We start from the raw sequence: 21,136 nt of genomic DNA, 5'->3' as shown, positions 1-21,136 counted from the left end.
AAAAAGGGCTAATCTTGAAGATCAGCCCTTTTTTTTATAAATTTAAATTTGTATCAATCAATCAGTATGACAACTTTATTGTCTTTAAGTTCAATAACACCTCCGGAAATATCAAAATAGAATTTTGAGTCTTCTTTATAAAATTGGTCTTTAGACGCTTTTGGTAAAGTGACAGAAGTATCCAATTTGATAGAACCTTTCTTCAAAACTGAAACGACAGGCGCGTGGTTATCCAAAATTTGAAATTCCCCACTTATCCCTGGTACATTCACGGATTTCACCTCATCACTGAGTATAATTTGTTCTGGGCTTACTATTTCTAGGTGCATTTAATTTATGTTTTTACGCTTCCTCGTTTAGCATTTTTTCTCCTGCTTCAATAGCCTCTTCGATAGATCCTTTCAGGTTAAAAGCAGATTCTGGAATGTGATCAAGTTCTCCATCCATAATCATATTAAAGCCTTTGATGGTTTCTTTTACATCTACAAGAACCCCTTTGAGTCCTGTGAATTGCTCAGCAACATGAAAAGGTTGAGAAAGGAATCTTTGAACACGTCTTGCTCTGGATACCGAAAGTTTATCTTCTTCAGATAATTCCTCCATACCCAGGATGGCAATAATGTCCTGTAGTTCTTTATATTTCTGAAGTAATTCTTTTACACGCTGTGCACAATCGTAATGATCATCACCAAGAATATCTCTTGTCAAAATTCTCGACGTTGAATCCAAAGGATCCACTGCCGGGTAAATACCTAGTTCAGCAATTTTTCTTGAAAGTACTGTAGTAGCATCTAAATGAGAAAAGGTTGTTGCTGGAGCTGGATCCGTCAAGTCATCTGCAGGAACATAAACCGCTTGTACAGAAGTAATAGATCCTTTTTTGGTGGATGTAATACGCTCTTGCATAGCTCCCATTTCGGTTGCTAAGGTAGGCTGGTAACCTACAGCAGAGGGCATACGACCCAGAAGTGCAGACACCTCTGAACCTGCCTGCGTAAATCTAAAGATATTGTCTACGAAGAAAAGAACGTCTTTTCCCTGCGCTTCACCTGCACCATCACGGAAATATTCCGCAATTGTAAGACCAGATAAGGCTACACGAGCACGCGCCCCAGGAGGCTCGTTCATTTGTCCAAAAACGAAAGTCGCTTTGGACTCTTTCATCCCCGATTTATCTACTTTTTTCAAATCCCATCCACCTTCTTCCATGGAATGCATAAAGTCGTCTCCATATTTAATAATACCAGATTCGAGCATCTCACGTAGTAAGTCATTTCCTTCTCTGGTTCGTTCTCCAACTCCAGCGAATACAGAAAGCCCCCCGTGACCTTTAGCAATATTGTTGATTAATTCCTGGATAAGTACTGTTTTACCAACACCTGCACCACCGAATAATCCAATTTTACCACCTTTGGAATAAGGTTCAATAAGATCTATAACTTTAATTCCTGTAAAAAGGACTTCAGTAGTTACTGCTAAATCCTCAAATTTTGGAGCATCTCTGTGGATAGACATGCCATCTTTTCCTGTTTTAGGAAGATTTCCAAGACCGTCGATAGCATCTCCGGTTACGTTGAACAAACGCCCGTAGATATCTTTTCCTATCGGCATTTGTATTGGATTGCCTGTACTAAGCACTTCTGTTCCTCGGCTCAAACCATCTGCAGAATCCATCGCAATGGTTCTTACAGTGTTTTCACCAATATGCGATTGTACTTCAAGAATGAGATCTGATTTGCTTTCACGTTTTACTTCCAAAGAATCATAGATTCTTGGCAAGTCTTTGGTGTTTTCGAATTCTACATCGATAACAGGACCAATAATTTGAGTGATTTTACCTTTAACTTTAGACATTATCTAAGGATTTTATTTAGTGAATTTTCTGAGAAAATCCGTATTTAATTTTTTTTGCAAATATATAGTATTTAAATAAATCTTTTATTGCAATATGCTATTTAATCAATAAATGTTTTTTACTTATTCAACCGTTACAGATTTCGCAAGATTTCTTGGCTGATCTACATTTTTACCTAACATCACAGCAATATGATATGAAAATAATTGTAGTGGTATAGTTGTGAGTAAGGGCGTAAGTGCTTCAAAAGTCTCGGGAACTTCTATCACATGATCTGCTATGTCCTTTACAGACGTATCTCCTTCTGTAACAATAGCAATGATTTTCCCTTTCCTGGACTTTATTTCCTGGATATTGCTTACCACTTTTTCATAATGCCCTCTTTTGGTAGCAATAACTACCACAGGCATTTGTTCATCGATAAGCGCAATAGGACCATGCTTCATTTCTGCAGCAGGATACCCTTCGGCGTGGATGTATGAAATCTCTTTAAGCTTCAGCGCACCCTCCAAAGCTACGGGGAAATTATAGCCTCTTCCTAAGTAAAGACAGTTTTTTGAGTTTTTATAAACCTCCGCAACTTTTATAATATGTTTATTAGACTCTAGAGCCTTTTCTATTTTTGCCGGAATCTGTTCCATTTCATTCAGGTACATATGGTAATCTGAATTTGAAATAGACCCTTTTGCTTTCCCTAATTTTAAAGCTATCAAACTCAATATTGTAATCTGAGTTGTAAAAGCTTTAGTAGAAGCAACTCCTATTTCCGGACCTGCATGTGTGTAAGCTCCAGCGTGAGTTTCTCTTGAAATCGATGAGCCTACCACATTACAAACTCCAAAAACAAAAGCGCCATTTTCTTTAGCCAGTTTAATAGCAGCCATGGTATCTGCCGTTTCTCCACTTTGAGAAATAGCAATGACGACATCTTCTTTATCTATAACAGGATTTCTATATCTAAATTCTGAAGCATATTCTACTTCCACCGGAATTCTTGCCAGGTCTTCAAAAATATATTCAGAAACCAATCCTGCATGCCAAGACGTTCCACAAGCCACAACGATAATACGTTTGGCATTTAAAAACCTTTCAAGGTTATCGTCCACACCTGCCATTCTGATAATCCCCTGTTCTGCGAGCATTCTACCTCTGTATGTGTCTTTGATTGCACTTGGTTGCTCATAGATTTCTTTGAGCATAAAATGCTCGTAGCCCGCTTTTTCAATTTGATCAAGATTCATCTGAAGCTTTTGAACATAAGGATCTACTAAAGAATCATCTTTTATTTTTCTTACTTTCACATGCTTTCCTAGCCTTACCACTGCCATTTCACCGTCCTCAAGATAAATGGCTTTTTTGGTATATTCTATAAACGGGGAGGCATCTGAAGCTATATAATATTCATCATCTCCAACTCCAATAGCCAAAGGACTTCCCAATCTGGCCACGACGATTTCGTTTGTCTTTTTTTTATCAAAAACGGCTATAGCATAAGCTCCAACCGTTTGGTTTAAGGCTATTTGAACCGCTTTACCCAATTTCACTTCTTCATTGATCATGATATCCTCGATCAAATTCACAAGGACTTCCGTATCTGTATCCGATGAAAATGTATACCCCCTATTTTGAAGCTCTTTTTTTAAAGATTCATAGTTTTCTATGATTCCGTTATGTATGATGGCAAGGTTTCCAGAGTTTGAATAATGAGGATGTGAGTTGACATCATTTGGCTCTCCATGCGTTGCCCAACGTGTATGACCTATCCCTACGCTTCCTTTCAGAGGCATTTCAGATTCGCACTTCGCTTGTAAATCTGCAACCTTTCCCTTTGTTTTACAAATATTAAGGTCTTTACCGTCAAAAACGGCAATACCCGCACTATCGTAACCTCTATACTCCAGTCGTTTTAAACCTTTGAGTATAATAGGATAAGCTTCTTGCTTACCAATATATCCTACGATTCCACACATATAAATAGATTTTAGTTAGTTTCAGTATAAATTATTCTCAATTTAAGCCTTTTAGCTTCAGTAGCTGATTGATTGCCGTGAAGAACTATACCACGAGGGGTTTCCAACATAACTCTAGGGACATTTTCAGAAATACCCAGAGACGGATTTCTTGTTTTAACCAAACTGGGATTGTTGACATTTGGTGACACATAAAGTCCCAATTTCACGTTCGTAGAGTCATTGTTGATTACATTATTGATATAGGATGTTAATCGTATTCTATAAAATAAATCACCGTTTTCATCTTCTGTTAGCGGACCTAAATGCACCTGTCTGGAAAGGTTAGGGTTTTCTGAAGCTGTTGGATCTCTTCTGAAATCTTCCAAAATAGTCTCATCGTCCAAATTAAACAAAAACACTCTGTTAATTCGGTTCTCAGGTTCTGATGCAACCTCTTCATTGATATAAAGATCTAGATTTGCTTCGTTGATAAGCCAGTTTTTCTCTCTCAACTCATCCAGCTCATCAGACACACCGTTACCGTCCAGGTCTTGTCCCGTAAACAATTCTATGATTCCCGAAGAGCCTTCACCGCCTTTCAAATAAATATTTTCCTCTCCTTCTTCAAGGTTTTGATCAGATAAATCTACAGCGAAATTATTTTCATAGAAATTTAATGTTATCCCGTTGAAGTTCATAGTAAATTGACCGTATGTAGTTTCTGTGGTTGCCACCCCTTCATCATCAACTTCTTCCGTTTCGTTTTTATAATACATCGTGATATTAGCATCTGCGTCATTAAGATTGAACATAGACATGCTCGACTTGGTCTCCTGCTGCACTGCTTCGATCAAAAATCCTCTCAAGTAATTTTTAAATGCATTATTGCTTACCAGGACTTCAGGATTTGTTGGGTTGATCAGTTTATCTTTAAAATACTGGATTGGCATCTTGACGCGAATTCTCGGTGACAGACTTAATGTATCTACATCCCCATTCTCGAGAGTGTTGAACAAAACAACTGGTTTTGTAAGTCCGGAAGGCTTTATCGAGGCTGAAGTGAATACAGGTGAAGATTCTATATTAGATCTAAACTCATCTAGTTGATTTGTAAAATAAAGCTGCCTTTCTTCAAATTCACCACCAGGCCCTGGATTTAAATCTCTTAAATATTGATTTGACTGAAAAACATTCAACTTAAAACTACCTTCTCCGTATACAGAATCTAATTCATATTCATTTTCTTCAACTTGGGTACTGTAAAAGGGTAGCGTCATCACAACAGAATCCACCACCGGGGTCTCTCCGAAATCTGGATTGGTTTGTGTTAAACTGACTTGCGTTAAAATTTTGACATCAGAGGCCCCAAAAACGGGATCATCATACTTTCCTAATAGATAATTACTGTATCCATTGGTCTGAATAGAGTTATGTTTTTCGCTGTAAGCTACAAGATTTTCGGTTTCGTAAGGAGGTTGGACTTTTATACTGTTAATGATATCTGTTCCTACTTCGGAATACTCATTTTCACAGGACAACAGAAAGCTTAAAACAATAACTGAAGCTAAGCTTCTTAATACAAATTTTGACATATAACTAATCTTCTTCTTCATTTAAAATATCTCTTAGATAGTAAGTTTGGTAGGCATTCGCCATCTCTTCTCGCTTCACATATGGCAGAATGGGAAGTTCTGAATTTTCGATATAAGCTTTGAGATCATCTGAAATTTCTTCGCTTCCTATCACAAGACCATCTGAATTATCTATCGCGACTTTCAATATGTTATCATGCGTTGGATTATCTAAATGTGCAACAGCAGCATCCTCAATCCCATCAAACAGAACCTTCATTTTCATTTCCTCATCTAAGGCTCCTTCAAAACTTTGATTGTACAATGAAGTCACAATTTTAGCATCAGAAAACAAAGGTTCATTGCCATAATAATGTCTCAAATACATAGGCAATAAGGACGACATCCAGCCGTGGACGTGAATGATATCTGGCGCCCAATTTAATTTTTTTACCGTTTCAATAACCCCTTTAGCAAAGAATATAGCTCGCTCATCGTTATCATCAAACAATTCACCGTCTTCATCAGAAAACGTGGCTTTTCTTTTGAAATAATCTTCATTGTCTATAAAATAAACCTGCATCCTTTCTTTAGGAATAGAGGCCACTTTAATAATAAGCGGCATATCTAAATCATTGATTACCAGGTTCATTCCAGAAAGCCTTATCACTTCGTGGAGTTGGTGCCTGCGTTCGTTTATATTTCCAAACCTTGGCATAAAAATACGGGTTTGTCCACCCGCTGCATTAATCAATTTCGGAGCTTCAAAAGCTGCTGAAGAAATATCGTTTTCTGGCAAATAAGGAACAACCTCAGATGAAACGTATAGTATGCGTTTATCTTTCATAAAATTTTTACATTAAAGATTAATGACAAAAAGTTTGCAAATTTACAAAAATTTATGCGGTTTCCCGCGAAAATATTAATATTGCAAATCCAAAATAGATACGCAACCTGTGGTTATAAATTCAAAGATATCTCTCCAAGAAACTTTAGAGATTGCTAAAAAAGAGGGCGAAACAATAGGGCTTGTGCCCACTATGGGAGCTTTACACGAGGGTCATCTCTCACTAATCAACTTCGCCTACTCTCAATGCGATAGGATTGTAGTCAGCATTTTTGTGAATCCAACACAATTCAATAACACTTCAGATCTGGAAAAATATCCTCGCAATGTGTCCAAAGACACCGAGTTTTTAAAAGATCACAATCCCGAAACTATTGTTTTTACACCCGAAGTAGAGGAAATTTACAGCGATAAAGTTGAAACCGAACCGTTTGAATTTGGAAATTTTGTCAACTTTATGGAAGGTGAATTTAGAACTGGGCATTTTGAAGGTGTAGGCAGTGTTTTAAAAAGACTTTTTGACATTGTAAAACCAGATAAAGCCTTTTTTGGGGAAAAAGATTATCAGCAATTGATGGTCGTCAAGAAATTAGTCGAAATAACAGGCCAAGACGTAGAAATTATGGGCTGTCCAACAAGCCGAAACGAATTTGGCCTTGCTCAAAGCTCGAGAAATTTTCGCCTGAATGACGCTCAACTCAAGGAAGCAGAATTGATCCACGAAGCCTTAACGAAGGCGAAAAATAGGTTCTCTACAAATTCAATAGAAACTATTGAAAAAGAAATAGAACAGTTGTTTCAGTCTCACCCGTCTTTTGAACTTGAATACTTTTCAATCGTAAATGAAAAAGATCTTATTCCAACTAAAACCAAAGAACCCGGAGAAAAACACAGAGCTTTTATCGCCGCTTTTCTTGGTGAGGTAAGACTTATCGACAATATGGCGCTATATTAGAAAAAAAACATGCAAATACATCTTATAAAATCTAAAATCCACCGTGTAAAAGTTACTGGTGCTGACCTCAACTACATCGGTAGTATCACCATAGATGAAGATCTCATGGACGCCGCCAATATCGTAGAAGGCGAAAAGGTACAAGTGGTTAACAATTCCAACGGAGAGCGACTGGAGACTTACGCTATTCCTGGCGAGAGAGGAAGTGGAGAAATCACTTTAAACGGTGCCGCAGCAAGAAAGGTTTCTCCCGGAGATATTTTAATTCTAATGGCTTATGCCATCATGACACCAGAAGAGGCCAAAACCTTCAAACCCAAACTTGTCTTCCCAAACGATAGCAATCTATTGAAGTAAGCCTTATGAAAAAAGCCGTCAAAAAAGGGATAAAGACTTTTGCTCCAATGGCTTTAGGTATTTTCTTTATTTGGTATTCTTTATCAAAATTTTCTTCAGAAGAACTCAATCAATTGTGGTTCAACATTAAAAATGTGGACCTCATTTGGGTGGTTATTTCTTTATTTATGGGTGTTTTGTCCCACCTTTCCAGAGCCTATCGCTGGAAATTCTTACTTGAGCCTGTTCAGATTTTTCCAAAATTTTACAACTGCTTTCTCCCCCTAATGCTTGGCTACCTCGCCAATCTTGGCATCCCCAGGTCTGGAGAAGTTTTGAGAGGAGCGACATTGGCTTCTTATGAAAACGTGAAGTTTGAAAAAACCTTTGGCACCATCATTACAGAACGCCTTGTAGATCTGATCATGCTCTTAGCCATAGTTGGCCTGACATCCATCTCCCAAAGCAACAAGATTTTTTCTTTTTTTACCAGCCAAAACATTAATCCTTTTTTTGGAGGACTGGTAATTATTAGCCTTATTTTGGTACTGATTATTGGTTTCAGAATTATTAAAAATAGTAAACTACTCCTATTTCAAAAACTAAAAAACTTCATAGAAGAGCTTTTTAAGGGTATGAAAAGCGTATTTTCAATGAAGAAAAAGGTGTATTTCCTTATTCACACCTTTATCATTTGGGGACTTTATGTCGGCATGTTTTACGTTTTGAAATTTGCCTTCCCAGACACGCAGGCTCTTGGTCTGGAAGCCACATTTGTTGCTTTTATTTTTGGCGCATTTGCCATGTCGGTAACCAATGGAGGCATTGGACTTTATCCTATAGCCATAGGGATTGCCTTCAGCACATTCGGAGTTTCCTCTGCTACAGGAGAAGCCTTTGGATGGGTGATGTGGGGAACTCAAACCGGACTTGTTATCCTGTTGGGCGGGCTCTCTTTCTTAATTCTGCCACTGATGAACAGAAGATAATTTTAGTACATTAGCGGCTTAAACCAAAGCTCATGAAGTTCGCCCTACTTTTGTTTTTCTTCTCCTTTGCTTTTCAAACCCCTTCTTATTCTCAAACGCAGTACATCGAAGTCAATTCTTCCATCCTAAAAGAAACCAGGCAAATTAAACTCCAACTCCCCAGGAATTACGAGTCTGGTAAAAAAAAATATCCAGTTGTCATTGTGTTGGATGGCGATTACTTGTTCGAGCCTTTTGCGGGGGATATCGACTATCTAAGTTATTGGGAAATTATTCCAGAATCTATCGTAGTCGGGATCAACCAGGCTGGATTCAGAGAGCAGGATGGAAACATAGACCCAGGCAGCGAATTACCCTCTACCACAGGCGAAGACTTTTTTGATTTTATAGCATACGAGGTGCTATCCTATATCGAAGATAACTTTAGAACAGCTCCTTTTACAATAATTGGCGGCTTAGATGATATGGCTAATTTTTCCAGTTTTTATTTACTAAAAGAAAAATCTCTATTTAATGGTTTTATGAGTTTAAGCCCGGATATCTCCCCAAAACTACCCGAACGCCTTAAAAGAAAACTAAATAAAATCGATCAAAAAATATGGTATTATTTAGCAACTTCAGAACATGATATCCCTGAGCTTAAGACTAAAGCCAAAACCCTGGATTCTTATCTTTCAGACTGTGATAATCCTAATTTAAAGTATACCTATCGCGTTTTTGAAAACGCAGATCATTTTAGTTTTGTAGCACATGCGATTCCCAGAGCATTACTTTTTATTTTTTCTACCTATGGACCTATTTCTGAGCTTGAATATGAAACTGATTTTCTAACTGCCAAATCACCTTCTAATACTTTGGAGGACAAATACTTACTTATCCAGGAACTTTATACAATTGAAGTTCCAATTCGTATAGTAGACTTTCTAAAAACCGCTGAAGCTATAGAAGAATTAGAAGTCTGGGAAGATTATCAACACCTGAGTAAGCTCGCTAGAAAAGCAACTTCTGGCACTGTTTTACACAACTATTTCCAGGGACTTTATTTTGAAAAAATAGGCGACCCAAAGCGTGCTATAAAAGAATACCAGTCTGCTTACGGGCTTAAAAATGCAGGTCACCTTAACAGTGATGTGCTGCTTAGCAAAGCAGATGAACTAAAAAGAATTTACGGAAACTAAACTATGGCAAAAACCAAAACAACCTTTTTCTGTCAAAACTGCGGAGCGCAGCATGCCAGATGGCAAGGCCAGTGCAACGCCTGCAAAGAGTGGAATACACTGGTAGAAGAAGTGATTGATACCAAACCAGAAAAGACCTGGAAACCAGCTAATTCTTCAGCGCCGAAACGCATTTCAAAACCTCAGCGCATCAATGATATCAAGATTGGAAAAGAGATCAGAATCCCCACTTCCAATCAGGAATTCAATCGTGTTTTGGGGGGTGGCATCGTGCCCGGCAGCATAACTTTGCTTGGCGGAGAACCTGGTGTGGGGAAAAGTACTTTATTGCTTCAGTTATCCTTGAGTTTCAATCAAAAAGTACTTTACGTTTCAGGAGAAGAAAGTCAGCAGCAAATCAAAATGCGAGCAGAACGCATCCAGAAAGAAGAGTCCAATTGCTACATTCTTTCAGAAACCAAAACCCAGCTCATCTTTACACAAATTGAAGCTCTGGAACCTGAAATTTTAATCATAGATTCCATACAAACCCTTCATACCGACTACGTCGAAAGTTCTCCGGGAAGTGTTTCTCAGATTCGGGAATGCACCTCGGAGCTTATCAAATACGCCAAAGAAACCAATGTACCCATTATTCTTATCGGGCACATCAACAAGGAAGGCAGCATTGCTGGACCCAAGGTTTTGGAGCACATGGTCGACACCGTTCTTCAGTTTGAAGGCGACAAAAATTACGCTTACAGAATCTTAAGAGCGCATAAAAACAGATTTGGTTCTACCCACGAACTCGGCATTTACGAGATGCAGGCAGGCGGTCTAGTGGAAGTTTCTAACCCATCAGACTTGCTGATTTCCAAAACCGATACCCACTTAAGCGGCACGGCCATCGCAGCGACTCTGGAAGGCATGCGTCCTATGATGATCGAGATACAGGCTTTGGTAAGTTCTGCGGTTTACGGGACTCCTCAGCGTTCGGCGACGGGCTATAACTTAAAACGACTTAATATGGTTTTGGCTGTTTTGGAAAAAAGAGCAGGTTTCCGACTTGGTGCCAAAGATGTGTTTCTCAACATCACTGGTGGCATCAGCATAGACGATCCCGCCATCGATCTGGCGGTGGTCGCAGCTATTTTATCGTCCAGCGAAGACGTCTCCATTTCCAAAGACATCTGCTTTGCAGCAGAAGTGGGTCTGGCAGGCGAAATTCGCCCGGTCACCCGGGTGGAGCAGCGTGTGATGGAAGCCGAGAAACTAGGCTTTGCCTCTATTCTTATCTCCAAACAAAGCAAATTACCCCGAAGTGATTATAAAATCAATGTCATTCGCGTGGCCAAAATTGAAGACGTCGTGGATGCGCTTTTTTAGTTTTTAAATTGATTTTGCCTACGTTGACTTTCAAGTTTAGCGATACATGGCTTTACGTTATGAGTTAACTTAATGCGAAGGGACTGGTTTAAAGATACAACTGAAGGTTTTGCGGAAGCTTGAATTTTGAAACTTTAAACGCGCTTTAAGGCAGTACCAATCCGAATAAAGTTTGACGTTAATATTTAACTAAGATCAGACCTCACAGTCCCCAATGCTTTGGGGACTGTGAGGTCTGAAATGTGAGGTCATAAAAAATAAAACAAATTTCAAAACACAAAATCATCTTCACTCCGGCTTAGGGATAGACGTGGAAATCCTGCACCCCCAAAAAAAACAGTGCTTTCAAAATATTGTTATCCAAAACAGGGTTAAGAAAAACATACCTGTTAGTATTTAACGCTAACTTCATTTCAGATTTTCCCAAGACTAGGGGTCAATTTGGATAAAATCCTTATTTTCGCAAATCATTTGAAAAAAAGCAAAAATGAGCAAGAAATTTCCTGAGTATAAAGGACTTGACCTTCCAAAAGTCGCAGAAGACATCACGCGTTTTTGGGATGAAAATGCCATTTTCGATAAAAGCATGGACGAGCGCGAGGGCGCAGAGCCTTTCATCTTCTTCGAAGGTCCTCCATCTGCTAACGGCATGCCTGGTATTCACCACGTGATGGCCAGAAGCATCAAGGATATTTTTTGCCGGTATAAAACTCAGAAGGGATTTCAAGTCAAGCGAAAAGCTGGCTGGGATACTCACGGACTCCCCGTAGAGCTTAAAGTTGAGAAAGAACTCGGCATTTCCAAAGAAGACATAGGTACCAAAATTTCAATTGAAGATTACAACAAAGCCTGTAAGGAAGCAGTCATGCGTTACACCGATGTGTGGAACGACCTCACCAAAAAAATTGGCTATTGGGTGGATATGGAAAACCCATATGTGACCTACAAGTCCAAATACATGGAAACCGTTTGGTGGCTGCTTTCAGAAATTTACAAGAAAGGCTTGATTTATAAAGGCTATACCATTCAGCCCTATTCACCAAAAGCAGGAACAGGTTTGAGTTCTCACGAGCTCAACCAGCCCGGGACGTATCAGGATGTGTCGGATACGACAGTCACAGCTCAGTTTAAAGCTATAAAAGAGACCTTACCAGAAACACTTCAAAAGGTGGAGGGTGACATTTTCTTCCTGGCCTGGACGACAACACCATGGACCTTGCCTAGTAATACCGCACTTACCGTCGGTAAGAAAATAGAGTATGTACTGGTAAAATCTTACAACCAATACACCTTTGAACCAAACAATGTCATTGCTGCTAAAGCCCTCATTCCTTCTCTTTTCAAAAAGAAGTTTGTAAAAGTTGACTCTGAAGAAGAACTTAAAAATTACAAAGAAGGCGATAAGAAAATTCCTTACTACATCGACCAATCTTTTAAAGGTGAGAGCCTCATTGAATCTCGATATGAGCAACTGATGAAGTTTGCTCTGCCCTACCATACTCCAGAAAATGCCTTTAGAGTGATTGCCGGAGACTTTGTTACTACAGAAGATGGTACAGGAATCGTTCATACAGCGCCAACCTTTGGTGCAGACGATGCGATGGTTTGTAAGCAGGTCCAGCCCGAAGTTCCAGGACTTCTCGTTAAAGATGACAATGAGAATCTGGTGCCTTTAGTAGATCTAAAAGGAAAATTTCGCCCGGAAGCTGGTGATTTGGCTGGCAAATACGTCAAAAATGAATATTACGAAGATGGTGAAGCTCCAGAAAAATCTGTAGATGTGGAAATCGCTATTCAGCTGAAAGAGGAAAACAGAGCCTTTTTGGTTGAAAAATACGTGCACTCCTATCCAAATTGCTGGAGAACCGACAAGCCTATTTTGTATTATCCCTTAGATTCCTGGTTTATAAAAGTAACCGAGTTCAAGGATAGAATGCACGAACTCAATAAAACCATCAACTGGAAACCCGCAGCAACCGGAGAAGGTCGCTTTGGAAACTGGCTTGCCAATGCCAACGACTGGAACTTATCCAGATCCCGTTACTGGGGCATTCCATTGCCTATCTGGAGAACCGAAGAAGGCAAAGAAGAAATCATCATAGGCTCTATTAAAGAGCTTAAGGAAGAAATCCAAAAAGCAGTAAAAGCTGGTGTTATGGATAAAGATCCTTTTGAGGGTTTTGAGGTGGATAATTTAAGCGAAGAAAACTACGATAAGGTAGATTTACATAAAAATACAGTCGATCAAATCACTTTAGTGTCTCCTTCGGGTCAACCCATGAGACGCGAGGCCGACTTGATAGACGTATGGTTCGACTCCGGATCCATGCCGTACGCCCAATGGCATTATCCTTTTGAGAACAAAGAAAAAGTGGAAGACACCTGGAGATCTGCAGATTTTATTGCAGAAGGTGTTGACCAGACCAGAGGCTGGTTTTACACCTTGCATGCGATTGGCACCATGATTTTTGATGATGTAGCTTACAAAAATGTAGTGTCCAACGGCTTGGTTTTAGATAAAAACGGACAGAAAATGTCCAAGCGTCTTGGCAATGCGGCAGATCCTTTTGAAACTTTAAAAACCTATGGCCCGGATGCAACGCGCTGGTATATGATTTCCAATGCCAACCCATGGGATAATTTGAAATTCGATTTGGAAGGCATAGGTGAAGTGCAACGCAAGTTCTTCGGGACGCTTTACAACACCTACTCGTTCTTTTCCATGTACGCGAACCTGGATCACTTTCAGTATAAAGAAAAAGACATTGGCAGAAAAGAGCGACCAGAGATTGATCGCTGGATTCTTTCAGAATTGAACACGCTTATCCAGACTGTAGATGAGTTTTATGCCAACTACGAACCAACCAAGGCAACGCGAGCGATTTCAGAATTCGTTCAGGAAAACATGAGTAACTGGTATGTGCGCTTGAGCAGAAGACGTTTCTGGAAGGGCGACTACAAAACCGATAAAATATCGGCTTACCAAACTCTGTTTACATGCTTAAAGACTATTGCTCAACTCTCTGCGCCTGTCGCGCCGTTCTTCTCTGACAGACTGTATAAAGATTTAACATCAACAAGCCTCGAGGAACATAAAGAGAGCGTACATTTAGCCAACTTTCCAAAGCAAAATCCTGAGTTGATTGATAAAGATTTGGAACATAAAATGCAGATGGCACAAAGCATATCTTCTTTAGCTTTATCCTTGAGAAAAAAGGAAATGATCAAGGTGAGACAGCCGCTGGAACGGATAATGATTCCTGTTTTGGATCCAGCAATTAAAGAACAAATTGCAGAAGTTTCAGAACTGATTAAATCAGAAATAAATGTCAAAACCATTGAATTTATTGATGATACTTCAGGTATTTTAGTGAAGGACATCAAACCTAATTTTAAAGTTTTGGGGCCTCGTTTTGGAAAAGATATGAAGCATGTGGCACAGGCTATCCAAAAAATGGAAGCCAGAGACATAGCCGAGTTAGAGAAAGCTAAAACTATTGAATTAAAAGTGAACGGCGAACCAACAGCTATTAGTCTTGAAGAAGTAGAGATTCTTTCTCAGGATATCGAAGGCTGGCTGGTAGCTAGTGGAAATGGACTAACGGTAGCTTTGGATGTCACGCTCAACGAGGACTTAGTGAACGAAGGCATAGCCAGAGAACTGGTCAACAGAATTCAAAACCTGAGAAAAGATTCCGGGCTTGAAGTCACAGACAGAATTAATATTGAGCTCCAGGACAGCGGGAAACTTTCTGAGGCTATTCATCAGAATCTTGACTATATCAAAACAGAAACACTAACTAATACTATCAACCTTAATCCAAATTTAAAAGACGGTTTACAGATAGAGTTCGACGATATCAGTACCGTTTTAGTAATTGAAAAACAAAAGTAAAATGGCAGAACAAACTACACATAAAGAGCGCTATTCTGATGATGACCTTGCAGAATTCAAAAAATTGATTTTAGACAAAATAGAGAAAGCTAAAAAGCAACTGGACCTTTACGAAGACGCTTACAGAAATGGAAGTGAAAACGATACTGAGGACACCGCTCCAACCTTCAAATCTTTTGATGATGGCAGCAATACTTTAAGCAAAGAGGCTAATTCTCAGCTAGCGATTAGACAGGGTAAATTTATTCGTGATCTTAAAAATGCCTTGATTCGTATCGAAAATAAAACTTATGGCATTTGTCGTGAAACCGGAAAATTAATCAGAAAAGAACGATTGATTTTGGTCCCTCATGCGACCTTAAGCATCGAGGCAAAAAATAAGCAGTAAGGTTTTAAAAACTGTTTCAAAACATTGAAATTGTCACCTTGAGCTTGTTTCAGACCTGATAATAATTTAATTATCAGAAATGACAATAAGATAGGTTTTGAAACAGTTTTTTTATTTCCAATCAGTATAAGGTCGCTTAGAAAGCATGGAGTTATAATACTTCGCATCACCAGTCACCTCGTCACCCAGCCAGTATGGCTTTTCAAACACCTCCTCTTCAGAGGACAGTTCGACTTCGGCGACGATTAGTCCCTGGTTTTTGCCATAAAATTCGTCCACTTCAAAAACGTGCTGGCCTGCATTCACATAGTAACGCGTTTTTTCAATTTGACCTGGTTCACAAAGCTCTAGCAAGGTCTCTGCTTCTTCTTTAGGAATCTCCGTTTCCCATTCCAGTCTGGAAAGACCAGAAGCCGAGCTCTTTCCCTTTATGGTAAGAAAGCCCTTATCATCGGTAACGCGAATTCTAACTGTTCGTAATTTGTTGGAATTTAAAAATCCTTGAGAAATCCTAGTGCTTTTATAAGCTTCTTTTTTGAAAGCATCAGAACTGACTAAAAATTTACGCTCAATTTCCTGCATTTACAAACTCACGTTTTCACTAATAGATTTTGCGATGGCTTTAAACTCATCTTCAGAAAAGGAGTCTTTCTTCTCAAAACGCATGTCATCCATTGTTTTAATCGGTATAAGGTGAACATGAACATGAGGCACTTCCAGGCCAACCACAGCCATTCCTACACGTTTACAATCGATACTGGCATCTAAGGCAACAGCAACTTTTCTGGAAAACGTCATTAAATCTAAATACGTCTTTTCATCCAGGTCGTATATCTTGTTGACTTCTTTCTTCGGAATACAAAGCGTATGGCCTTTAGCATTGGGGTTGATATCTAAAAAAGCAAGAAACTCATCGGTTTCTGCTACTTTATGAGAAGGCACTTCTCCTGAAATAATTTTTGAAAAAATAGTTGACATAAGTTATTTTTTTTAATTCTTATTCTGTTTCTCTAGCTCGGCCTGAAACTCTTCCATGACTGGTTTTACAGTACTTTCAGGAATATCTTCTATACGAATGTACATCAAACCATCTACGGAGTTGTTGAAAAGGGGATCCACATTGAAGGCTACCACTTTTGCATTTTGCTTGATGTATTTTTTGATCAATACTGGAAGTCTTAGGTTTCCAGGCTCTATTTCATCTATGATTTTATCGAATTTGGACAAGTCAGCTTTGGCAGAATCGAAGATAAAATCCTTGTCAACATCCTTCAGCTTGACTTTAAATTCTTTTTTAGGCCTGACGTACTGTGCCATGTAAGGATCATAATAATTGGATTTCATAAACTCAATCATCATCGACTTAGAAAATTTTGAAAACTTATTACTGATGCTCACTCCGCCAATAAGGTATTTGTGCTCCGGATACCTCAGGGTGCAATGTACAATTCCTTTCCAAAGTAAGAACAAAGGCATTGGTTTTTGTTGATATTCAGCAGTGATAAAGGCTCTGCCCATTTCAATAGACTCGCTCATGGTTTTATAAAGCTCAGGCTCAAAACGGAACAACTCATTGAGGTAAAAGCCTTCAATGCCATGATTTTTAAAAATCTCGCTGCCTAAGCCCATTCTGTAGGCTCCCACCAGTTTTTGGGCTTGGTTATCCCACAAAAACATGTGTTGATAATAATCATCATATTTATCTAAATCCACAGATTTGTTAGTGCCTTCTCCTACCGATCTAAAGGTGATTTCCCGAAGCCTTCCTATTTCCAAAACAATGTTGGGGATATCTTTTCTTTCGGCAATAAAGACTTCGTAGTTATTGCTAACAAGCAACCTTCGGGATTTATCCCTGCAGTCTTGCACTTCACCCGCCAGAGCTTCACAGTCTATTTCATCGGCGATGGACTTTGGAGGTCGTTTAATCGGAAATTTGATTTGCTTAGGTAAGTTTTCCAGCAGATTCTTCTTTTCGTAAGAATTGGCTAAAAAATAGGTTTTGCGTCTTAAAAAATTGGAATAGTCTGTAAGATCTTCAAATTCATTTTGATCTTTAACCGATATTGAATTTCCAATCCTGACGCGGATAGGTCTATGGCTTTGTTTAAGCATTTCACCGGGAAGCTTAGCGGTTCTCAAATTATCATTTAACTTAGCTAAACGGTAAAACGAGGCTGAATTTTTAGCATGAAAGTACACAGGAATCACAGGAACCTGGACTTTTTTTATCAACCTCATCGCTTCATTGGACCAGGACTTGTCCACCACTTTACGCCCTGCCAAATGGGTAGACACTTCACCCGCGGGAAAAACACCAAAGGGGCTTCCTGACTGAATATGAGACAAGGCCTGTTTTATTCCTGAAACGCTCGACTTGGCGTCTTTTCTAGATTCGAAGGGATTGACGGGCATCACATAAGGCTTCAAAGGCACTAAGCGATGCAGCAGAAAGTTGGCCACCACTTTGTAATCTGGTCGTTGTTCTAAAAGTAATTTAAGTAAAATCAATCCATCTATAGCCCCAAGCGGATGATTGGAGATGGTCACAAAAGGACCTGTTTTAGGGATACGCTTAAGGTCCTTTTCAGGAATTTCAAACTGAACATCAAGGTGGAGCAGGACTGCATTTATAAACTCCAGACCTTCTAAATGCGCATATTGGTCATAGATTCCATTCAATTCTGAAATCCGTGTCGTTTGCATAATAAAGCTGCCCATGACATTACCGAGTACCCCAAACTTGGACAAATTAAGACCCTTGGCAATTTCAGCAGCAGTAACAAATCCCATATTGATTTTATTTTGAGAGTAAAGATACTAAAGTTTGGGATTTTGTTAGGGAATGTTTCGCTTTCTAAAGGGTTAAATGATAGTGAAGTTTAAGAATTCTTCTGCTGTTTCAGCAAATCCCGAATCTCTGCTAATAACTCAATATCTTTTGGCGTAGCCACTTTGGGATTGGTTTCATCTTCTGATTTAATTCTTAGACGATTTAAGCCTTTAACCACCAGAAAAATACAGACTGCGATAATTAGAAAATCTATACCCGTCTGAATAAAATTCCCGTAGGTCAATTCTATGGCCGGCTGGATAATGACGCCGTCTTTTTCAACTTTATTTTTAAGAACGATTTTCAAGGCTTTAAAATTGACATTGCCCAAAATAGAACCCAGTAAGGGCATAAACAAATCATTGACTAAAGAAGTGACAATCTTGCTAAAAGCCGTGCCAATAACGATACCAATAGCCATATCAAACATATTCCCTTTGACGGCAAACTCTTTAAATTCTTTAATGATTTTCATGTGTGTATGTTTATGGGTTATGGTCACACCCGCCTGAATGGCTCAGTCGGACACATGCAAGCTTCTATGTTGGTTTCATCCAGATATTTCATTCCGATATAAAATTAAACTAGCTGTTTAAGCAATATGGATTTCGAAGGGCATCTCGAAGGTTTTGGGCTTTGCATCGGGATCTTTGGCTTCTAAACGGCTTATCAACATTTCGGCTGCTTTTTCGCCAATTTTCATCGCTTTTTGATCGATGTAGTTTAACCTGGGGTAACTCAATAAAGCATTTTTCTCATCTGAAAATCCGATGAGCATGATCTCCTTTATCAATTCTGGCTTTTCAGACTTTACGATACTTTGAAACATAAGCGAAGAGGTATTGTCCGCAGAAATGACTGCATCAAATTCATGCAAAGACAAAAAAGATTTTATCAAGCCATGAGGCTGCGGAGAACCTGTAAGGTCCAGTACCAAATTAGGATCTGGTTCTATGCCATGATCCACAAGCGCCTGTTGGTATCCCCCTTTCCTCAATAAGCCAATGGGTAAGTCTTCTATTGTACTGACGAAGGCTATCTTGGTTTTCTTCTTAGAAATCAAAATTCGAGTCGCATCGTATATTGCCTTTTGATCATTGATTACCACTTTATCGCAGTCAATTTCAGAGGTAGTCCTGTCAAATAAAACCAAGCCTTTCTTATTCAGGCTGATTTGATCTAAATGAACGAAATTTTCTTTGGAAAGGGTCTCGGTTGACAGTGAAGCAATAAAGCCATCTACACGTCCCTGCAACATCAATTCGACGCTTTTAGCTTCTTTTTTAAGCTGTTCATTACTTACACAGATAATCGTGTCATAGCCCTTAGCAGTGGCATATTCTTCGATGCCGTGAAGGACTTTGGCGAAAAAAGGGTTGAGTATGTCGGGGACAACCACACCAATGGTATTGGTTTTATTGACTTTTAGGGCAAGAGCGGTTTTATTGGGTCTATAATTATAGAGCTCTGCGGCTTCTTTTATGCGTTTCTTGGTGTCTTCCCCTATGTCCTTGGCATCGTGCAATGCTTTGGAAACGGTAGATACAGAAACGTTGAGTTGTTTGGCAAGTTCTTTTAAAGTAACCATAAAAAAAAGCGTATGCTTGATTATCAAACATACGCTATTTTAATAAATTAATGAATTTATTCTTTTATTAATTTAATCGTTTTCGTTTGATCGAATTCATTTGAGATTTTAGCCAAATACACTCCTTTTGATAAGCCACTGGTGTTTATAACTGCGCCTGAACCATTGACCTTCATATCTTTCACTAAACGCCCTGTGATATTAAACACCTGAATCGATTGAATATTTTCAGTTGTTTTAATATTCCAGACGTCTTGAGTTGGATTAGGATAAGCTTTGAATTCAGCTCTACTAAATGAATCGTTGGTCAAGGCAGCCTTAGTTAGTAATATATTATCAATGTAAACTATACCAGAATTATCTACACTATCTTCGTAGGGACTAACTTTCCATTGAAAAAGAGCTGAATTAGCAAAACCTAGATCTGTAAAGTAAGACATAGGTATTTCAACTCGAGTCCATTGTTCTTTAACTAATGTGGTTTGCGTACCAACTTGGTATACATATTCGGATACGGTACCATCATTACTTATCATTACAAATCTAAACCCGTTAATCAAATTTGCTCCAGCCCAATAATAGAATGAAACAAAATCATATGAAGAAACATCATCAGGGCCACCTTCACCTTGGCCCCATCCTGCAATACCAAAATTAAATTTCAGAGCCTTATTATCAGTATCAGAGTCATCTAAATCCGGCTCTCCAGAAAGCGTACCAAATGAGTAGCTTACTGGAAAAACAGTAGAATAATTATTAGTATCGTTGTAGATACTATAAGTATCTTCATCTGCTGCAGTTGGAACTGGAGCAGGAGTAGATGGGATTGGATCTACAGGAATAACAGCACCATTAGGACCATCAATATCATCAATATAATAAGTTCCTGTAGCGGTATTTCCAACTCCTGAGTCTGCAAAAATTGTTAATGTTGGATAATCATTGCCTAAATCTGGACCAAAATCAACACTTATAGTTTGCCATCCTGACACATTTGTTTCAAAATATTTTTCGGTAGCACCTGTAGAACTACCCTCAAGTTTTAATAAATGAGTCCTTGAGGTTGCATCTGTTGTCCAGAATTGCATCGTAATCGTATTATTCGAATCATTTGATAAATCAATATAAGTATCTAGAGTGATTGTTGCTCCATCAAAATCTGCTCCATTACTGACTAATTCTAAAACAGAATTAGTGTTATCTGTTGGATCTGTAACCACGTTTGCTGTAGCACCATTGAATGCATTAAAAGCGTCGTCTTCTGCAACCTCAAAGTCTAAAGGCAGGGACTGACCATAAGAAAATGTTACCATTAGCAACATCATTAAAAAAGTTGTAATTTTTTTCATAATTTTTATTTTTGGTTAAAAAAAGCTATAAAATA

General features: G+C 38.8%; 18 protein-coding genes. 7 read left to right on the top strand and 11 right to left on the bottom strand.

The window, feature by feature from the left end:
* Positions 1–53: 53 nt before the first annotated feature.
* From LB450_RS04145 to LB450_RS04125, 5 genes are all read right to left on the bottom strand, one after another.
* Positions 54–329: a F0F1 ATP synthase subunit epsilon gene (locus LB450_RS04145; protein WP_224486594.1), complete on the bottom strand. Its 276-nt coding sequence runs from the start codon at positions 327–329 to the stop codon at positions 54–56.
* 13 nt (positions 330–342) lie between these two features.
* Positions 343–1,854, bottom strand: a complete 1,512-nt coding sequence (gene atpD, locus LB450_RS04140; RefSeq protein ID WP_224486593.1) for a F0F1 ATP synthase subunit beta — start codon at positions 1,852–1,854, stop codon at positions 343–345.
* A gap of 123 nt (positions 1,855–1,977) precedes the next feature.
* A complete protein-coding gene (gene glmS, locus LB450_RS04135) occupies positions 1,978–3,825 on the bottom strand; it encodes a glutamine--fructose-6-phosphate transaminase (isomerizing) (protein WP_224486592.1) in 1,848 nt (615 codons plus the stop codon).
* 11 nt (positions 3,826–3,836) lie between these two features.
* Positions 3,837–5,399 carry a DUF4270 domain-containing protein gene (locus LB450_RS04130; RefSeq protein ID WP_224486591.1) on the bottom strand — a complete coding sequence of 521 codons (1,563 nt, stop codon included), beginning with the start codon at positions 5,397–5,399 and terminating at the stop codon, positions 3,837–3,839.
* A 4-nt stretch (positions 5,400–5,403) separates the two neighbouring features.
* Positions 5,404–6,225, bottom strand: a complete 822-nt coding sequence (locus tag LB450_RS04125) for a glycogen/starch synthase (RefSeq protein WP_224486590.1) — start codon at positions 6,223–6,225, stop codon at positions 5,404–5,406.
* A 109-nt stretch (positions 6,226–6,334) separates the two neighbouring features.
* Between LB450_RS04125 and panC the strand changes: the two genes are divergently transcribed.
* The 7 genes from panC to LB450_RS04090 all read left to right on the top strand — a co-directional run bounded on the left by panC (position 6,335) and on the right by LB450_RS04090 (position 15,331).
* Positions 6,335–7,180 carry a pantoate--beta-alanine ligase gene (gene panC / locus LB450_RS04120; RefSeq protein ID WP_224486589.1) on the top strand — a complete coding sequence of 282 codons (846 nt, stop codon included), beginning with the start codon at positions 6,335–6,337 and terminating at the stop codon, positions 7,178–7,180.
* Positions 7,181–7,189: 9 nt separating this feature from the next.
* Positions 7,190–7,537 (top strand): aspartate 1-decarboxylase, encoded by a 348-nt coding sequence (panD, locus tag LB450_RS04115; protein WP_224486588.1) that lies wholly within the window; start codon positions 7,190–7,192, stop codon positions 7,535–7,537.
* Between the two features lie 5 nt (positions 7,538–7,542).
* Positions 7,543–8,505: a lysylphosphatidylglycerol synthase transmembrane domain-containing protein gene (locus LB450_RS04110; protein ID WP_224486587.1), complete on the top strand. Its 963-nt coding sequence runs from the start codon at positions 7,543–7,545 to the stop codon at positions 8,503–8,505.
* A gap of 32 nt (positions 8,506–8,537) precedes the next feature.
* Positions 8,538–9,683, top strand: a complete 1,146-nt coding sequence (locus tag LB450_RS04105; RefSeq protein ID WP_224486586.1) for an alpha/beta hydrolase — start codon at positions 8,538–8,540, stop codon at positions 9,681–9,683.
* A gap of 3 nt (positions 9,684–9,686) precedes the next feature.
* On the top strand, positions 9,687–11,048 hold the full coding sequence (radA, locus tag LB450_RS04100; RefSeq protein ID WP_224486585.1) for a DNA repair protein RadA: 1,362 nt from the start codon (positions 9,687–9,689) through the stop codon (positions 11,046–11,048).
* A 487-nt stretch (positions 11,049–11,535) separates the two neighbouring features.
* Complete coding sequence (gene ileS, locus LB450_RS04095; RefSeq protein ID WP_224486584.1) at positions 11,536–14,943, top strand: isoleucine--tRNA ligase; 3,408 nt, start codon at positions 11,536–11,538, stop codon at positions 14,941–14,943.
* Between the two features lies 1 nt (position 14,944).
* The gene (locus LB450_RS04090; protein ID WP_224486583.1) at positions 14,945–15,331 is read left to right on the top strand and encodes a TraR/DksA family transcriptional regulator; all 387 of its coding nucleotides are present in this window, start codon (positions 14,945–14,947) and stop codon (positions 15,329–15,331) included.
* A 111-nt stretch (positions 15,332–15,442) separates the two neighbouring features.
* On the opposite strand, the gene LB450_RS04085 is transcribed toward LB450_RS04090, so the two are convergent.
* The 6 genes from LB450_RS04085 to LB450_RS04060 all read right to left on the bottom strand — a co-directional run bounded on the left by LB450_RS04085 (position 15,443) and on the right by LB450_RS04060 (position 21,101).
* The gene (locus LB450_RS04085; protein ID WP_224486582.1) at positions 15,443–15,913 is read right to left on the bottom strand and encodes a CYTH domain-containing protein; all 471 of its coding nucleotides are present in this window, start codon (positions 15,911–15,913) and stop codon (positions 15,443–15,445) included.
* A complete protein-coding gene (locus LB450_RS04080) occupies positions 15,914–16,309 on the bottom strand; it encodes an HIT family protein (RefSeq protein ID WP_224486581.1) in 396 nt (131 codons plus the stop codon). It abuts the gene before it with no gap.
* A gap of 12 nt (positions 16,310–16,321) precedes the next feature.
* Complete coding sequence (locus LB450_RS04075; protein WP_224486580.1) at positions 16,322–18,124, bottom strand: GNAT family N-acyltransferase; 1,803 nt, start codon at positions 18,122–18,124, stop codon at positions 16,322–16,324.
* A gap of 89 nt (positions 18,125–18,213) precedes the next feature.
* Positions 18,214–18,639, bottom strand: a complete 426-nt coding sequence (mscL, locus tag LB450_RS04070; protein WP_224486579.1) for a large-conductance mechanosensitive channel protein MscL — start codon at positions 18,637–18,639, stop codon at positions 18,214–18,216.
* A gap of 117 nt (positions 18,640–18,756) precedes the next feature.
* The gene (locus LB450_RS04065) at positions 18,757–19,779 is read right to left on the bottom strand and encodes a LacI family DNA-binding transcriptional regulator (RefSeq protein ID WP_224486578.1); all 1,023 of its coding nucleotides are present in this window, start codon (positions 19,777–19,779) and stop codon (positions 18,757–18,759) included.
* Positions 19,780–19,808: 29 nt separating this feature from the next.
* Positions 19,809–21,101, bottom strand: coding sequence for a T9SS type A sorting domain-containing protein (locus LB450_RS04060; protein WP_224486577.1), 1,293 nt, complete (start codon positions 21,099–21,101; stop codon positions 19,809–19,811).
* Between the last annotated feature and the right edge of the window lie 35 nt (positions 21,102–21,136).

The organism is Psychroflexus curvus (assembly GCF_020164585.1).
In the GTDB taxonomy this organism is placed as follows: domain Bacteria; phylum Bacteroidota; class Bacteroidia; order Flavobacteriales; family Flavobacteriaceae; genus Psychroflexus; species Psychroflexus curvus.
This window is presented reverse-complemented; position numbering and strand designations above follow the sequence as displayed.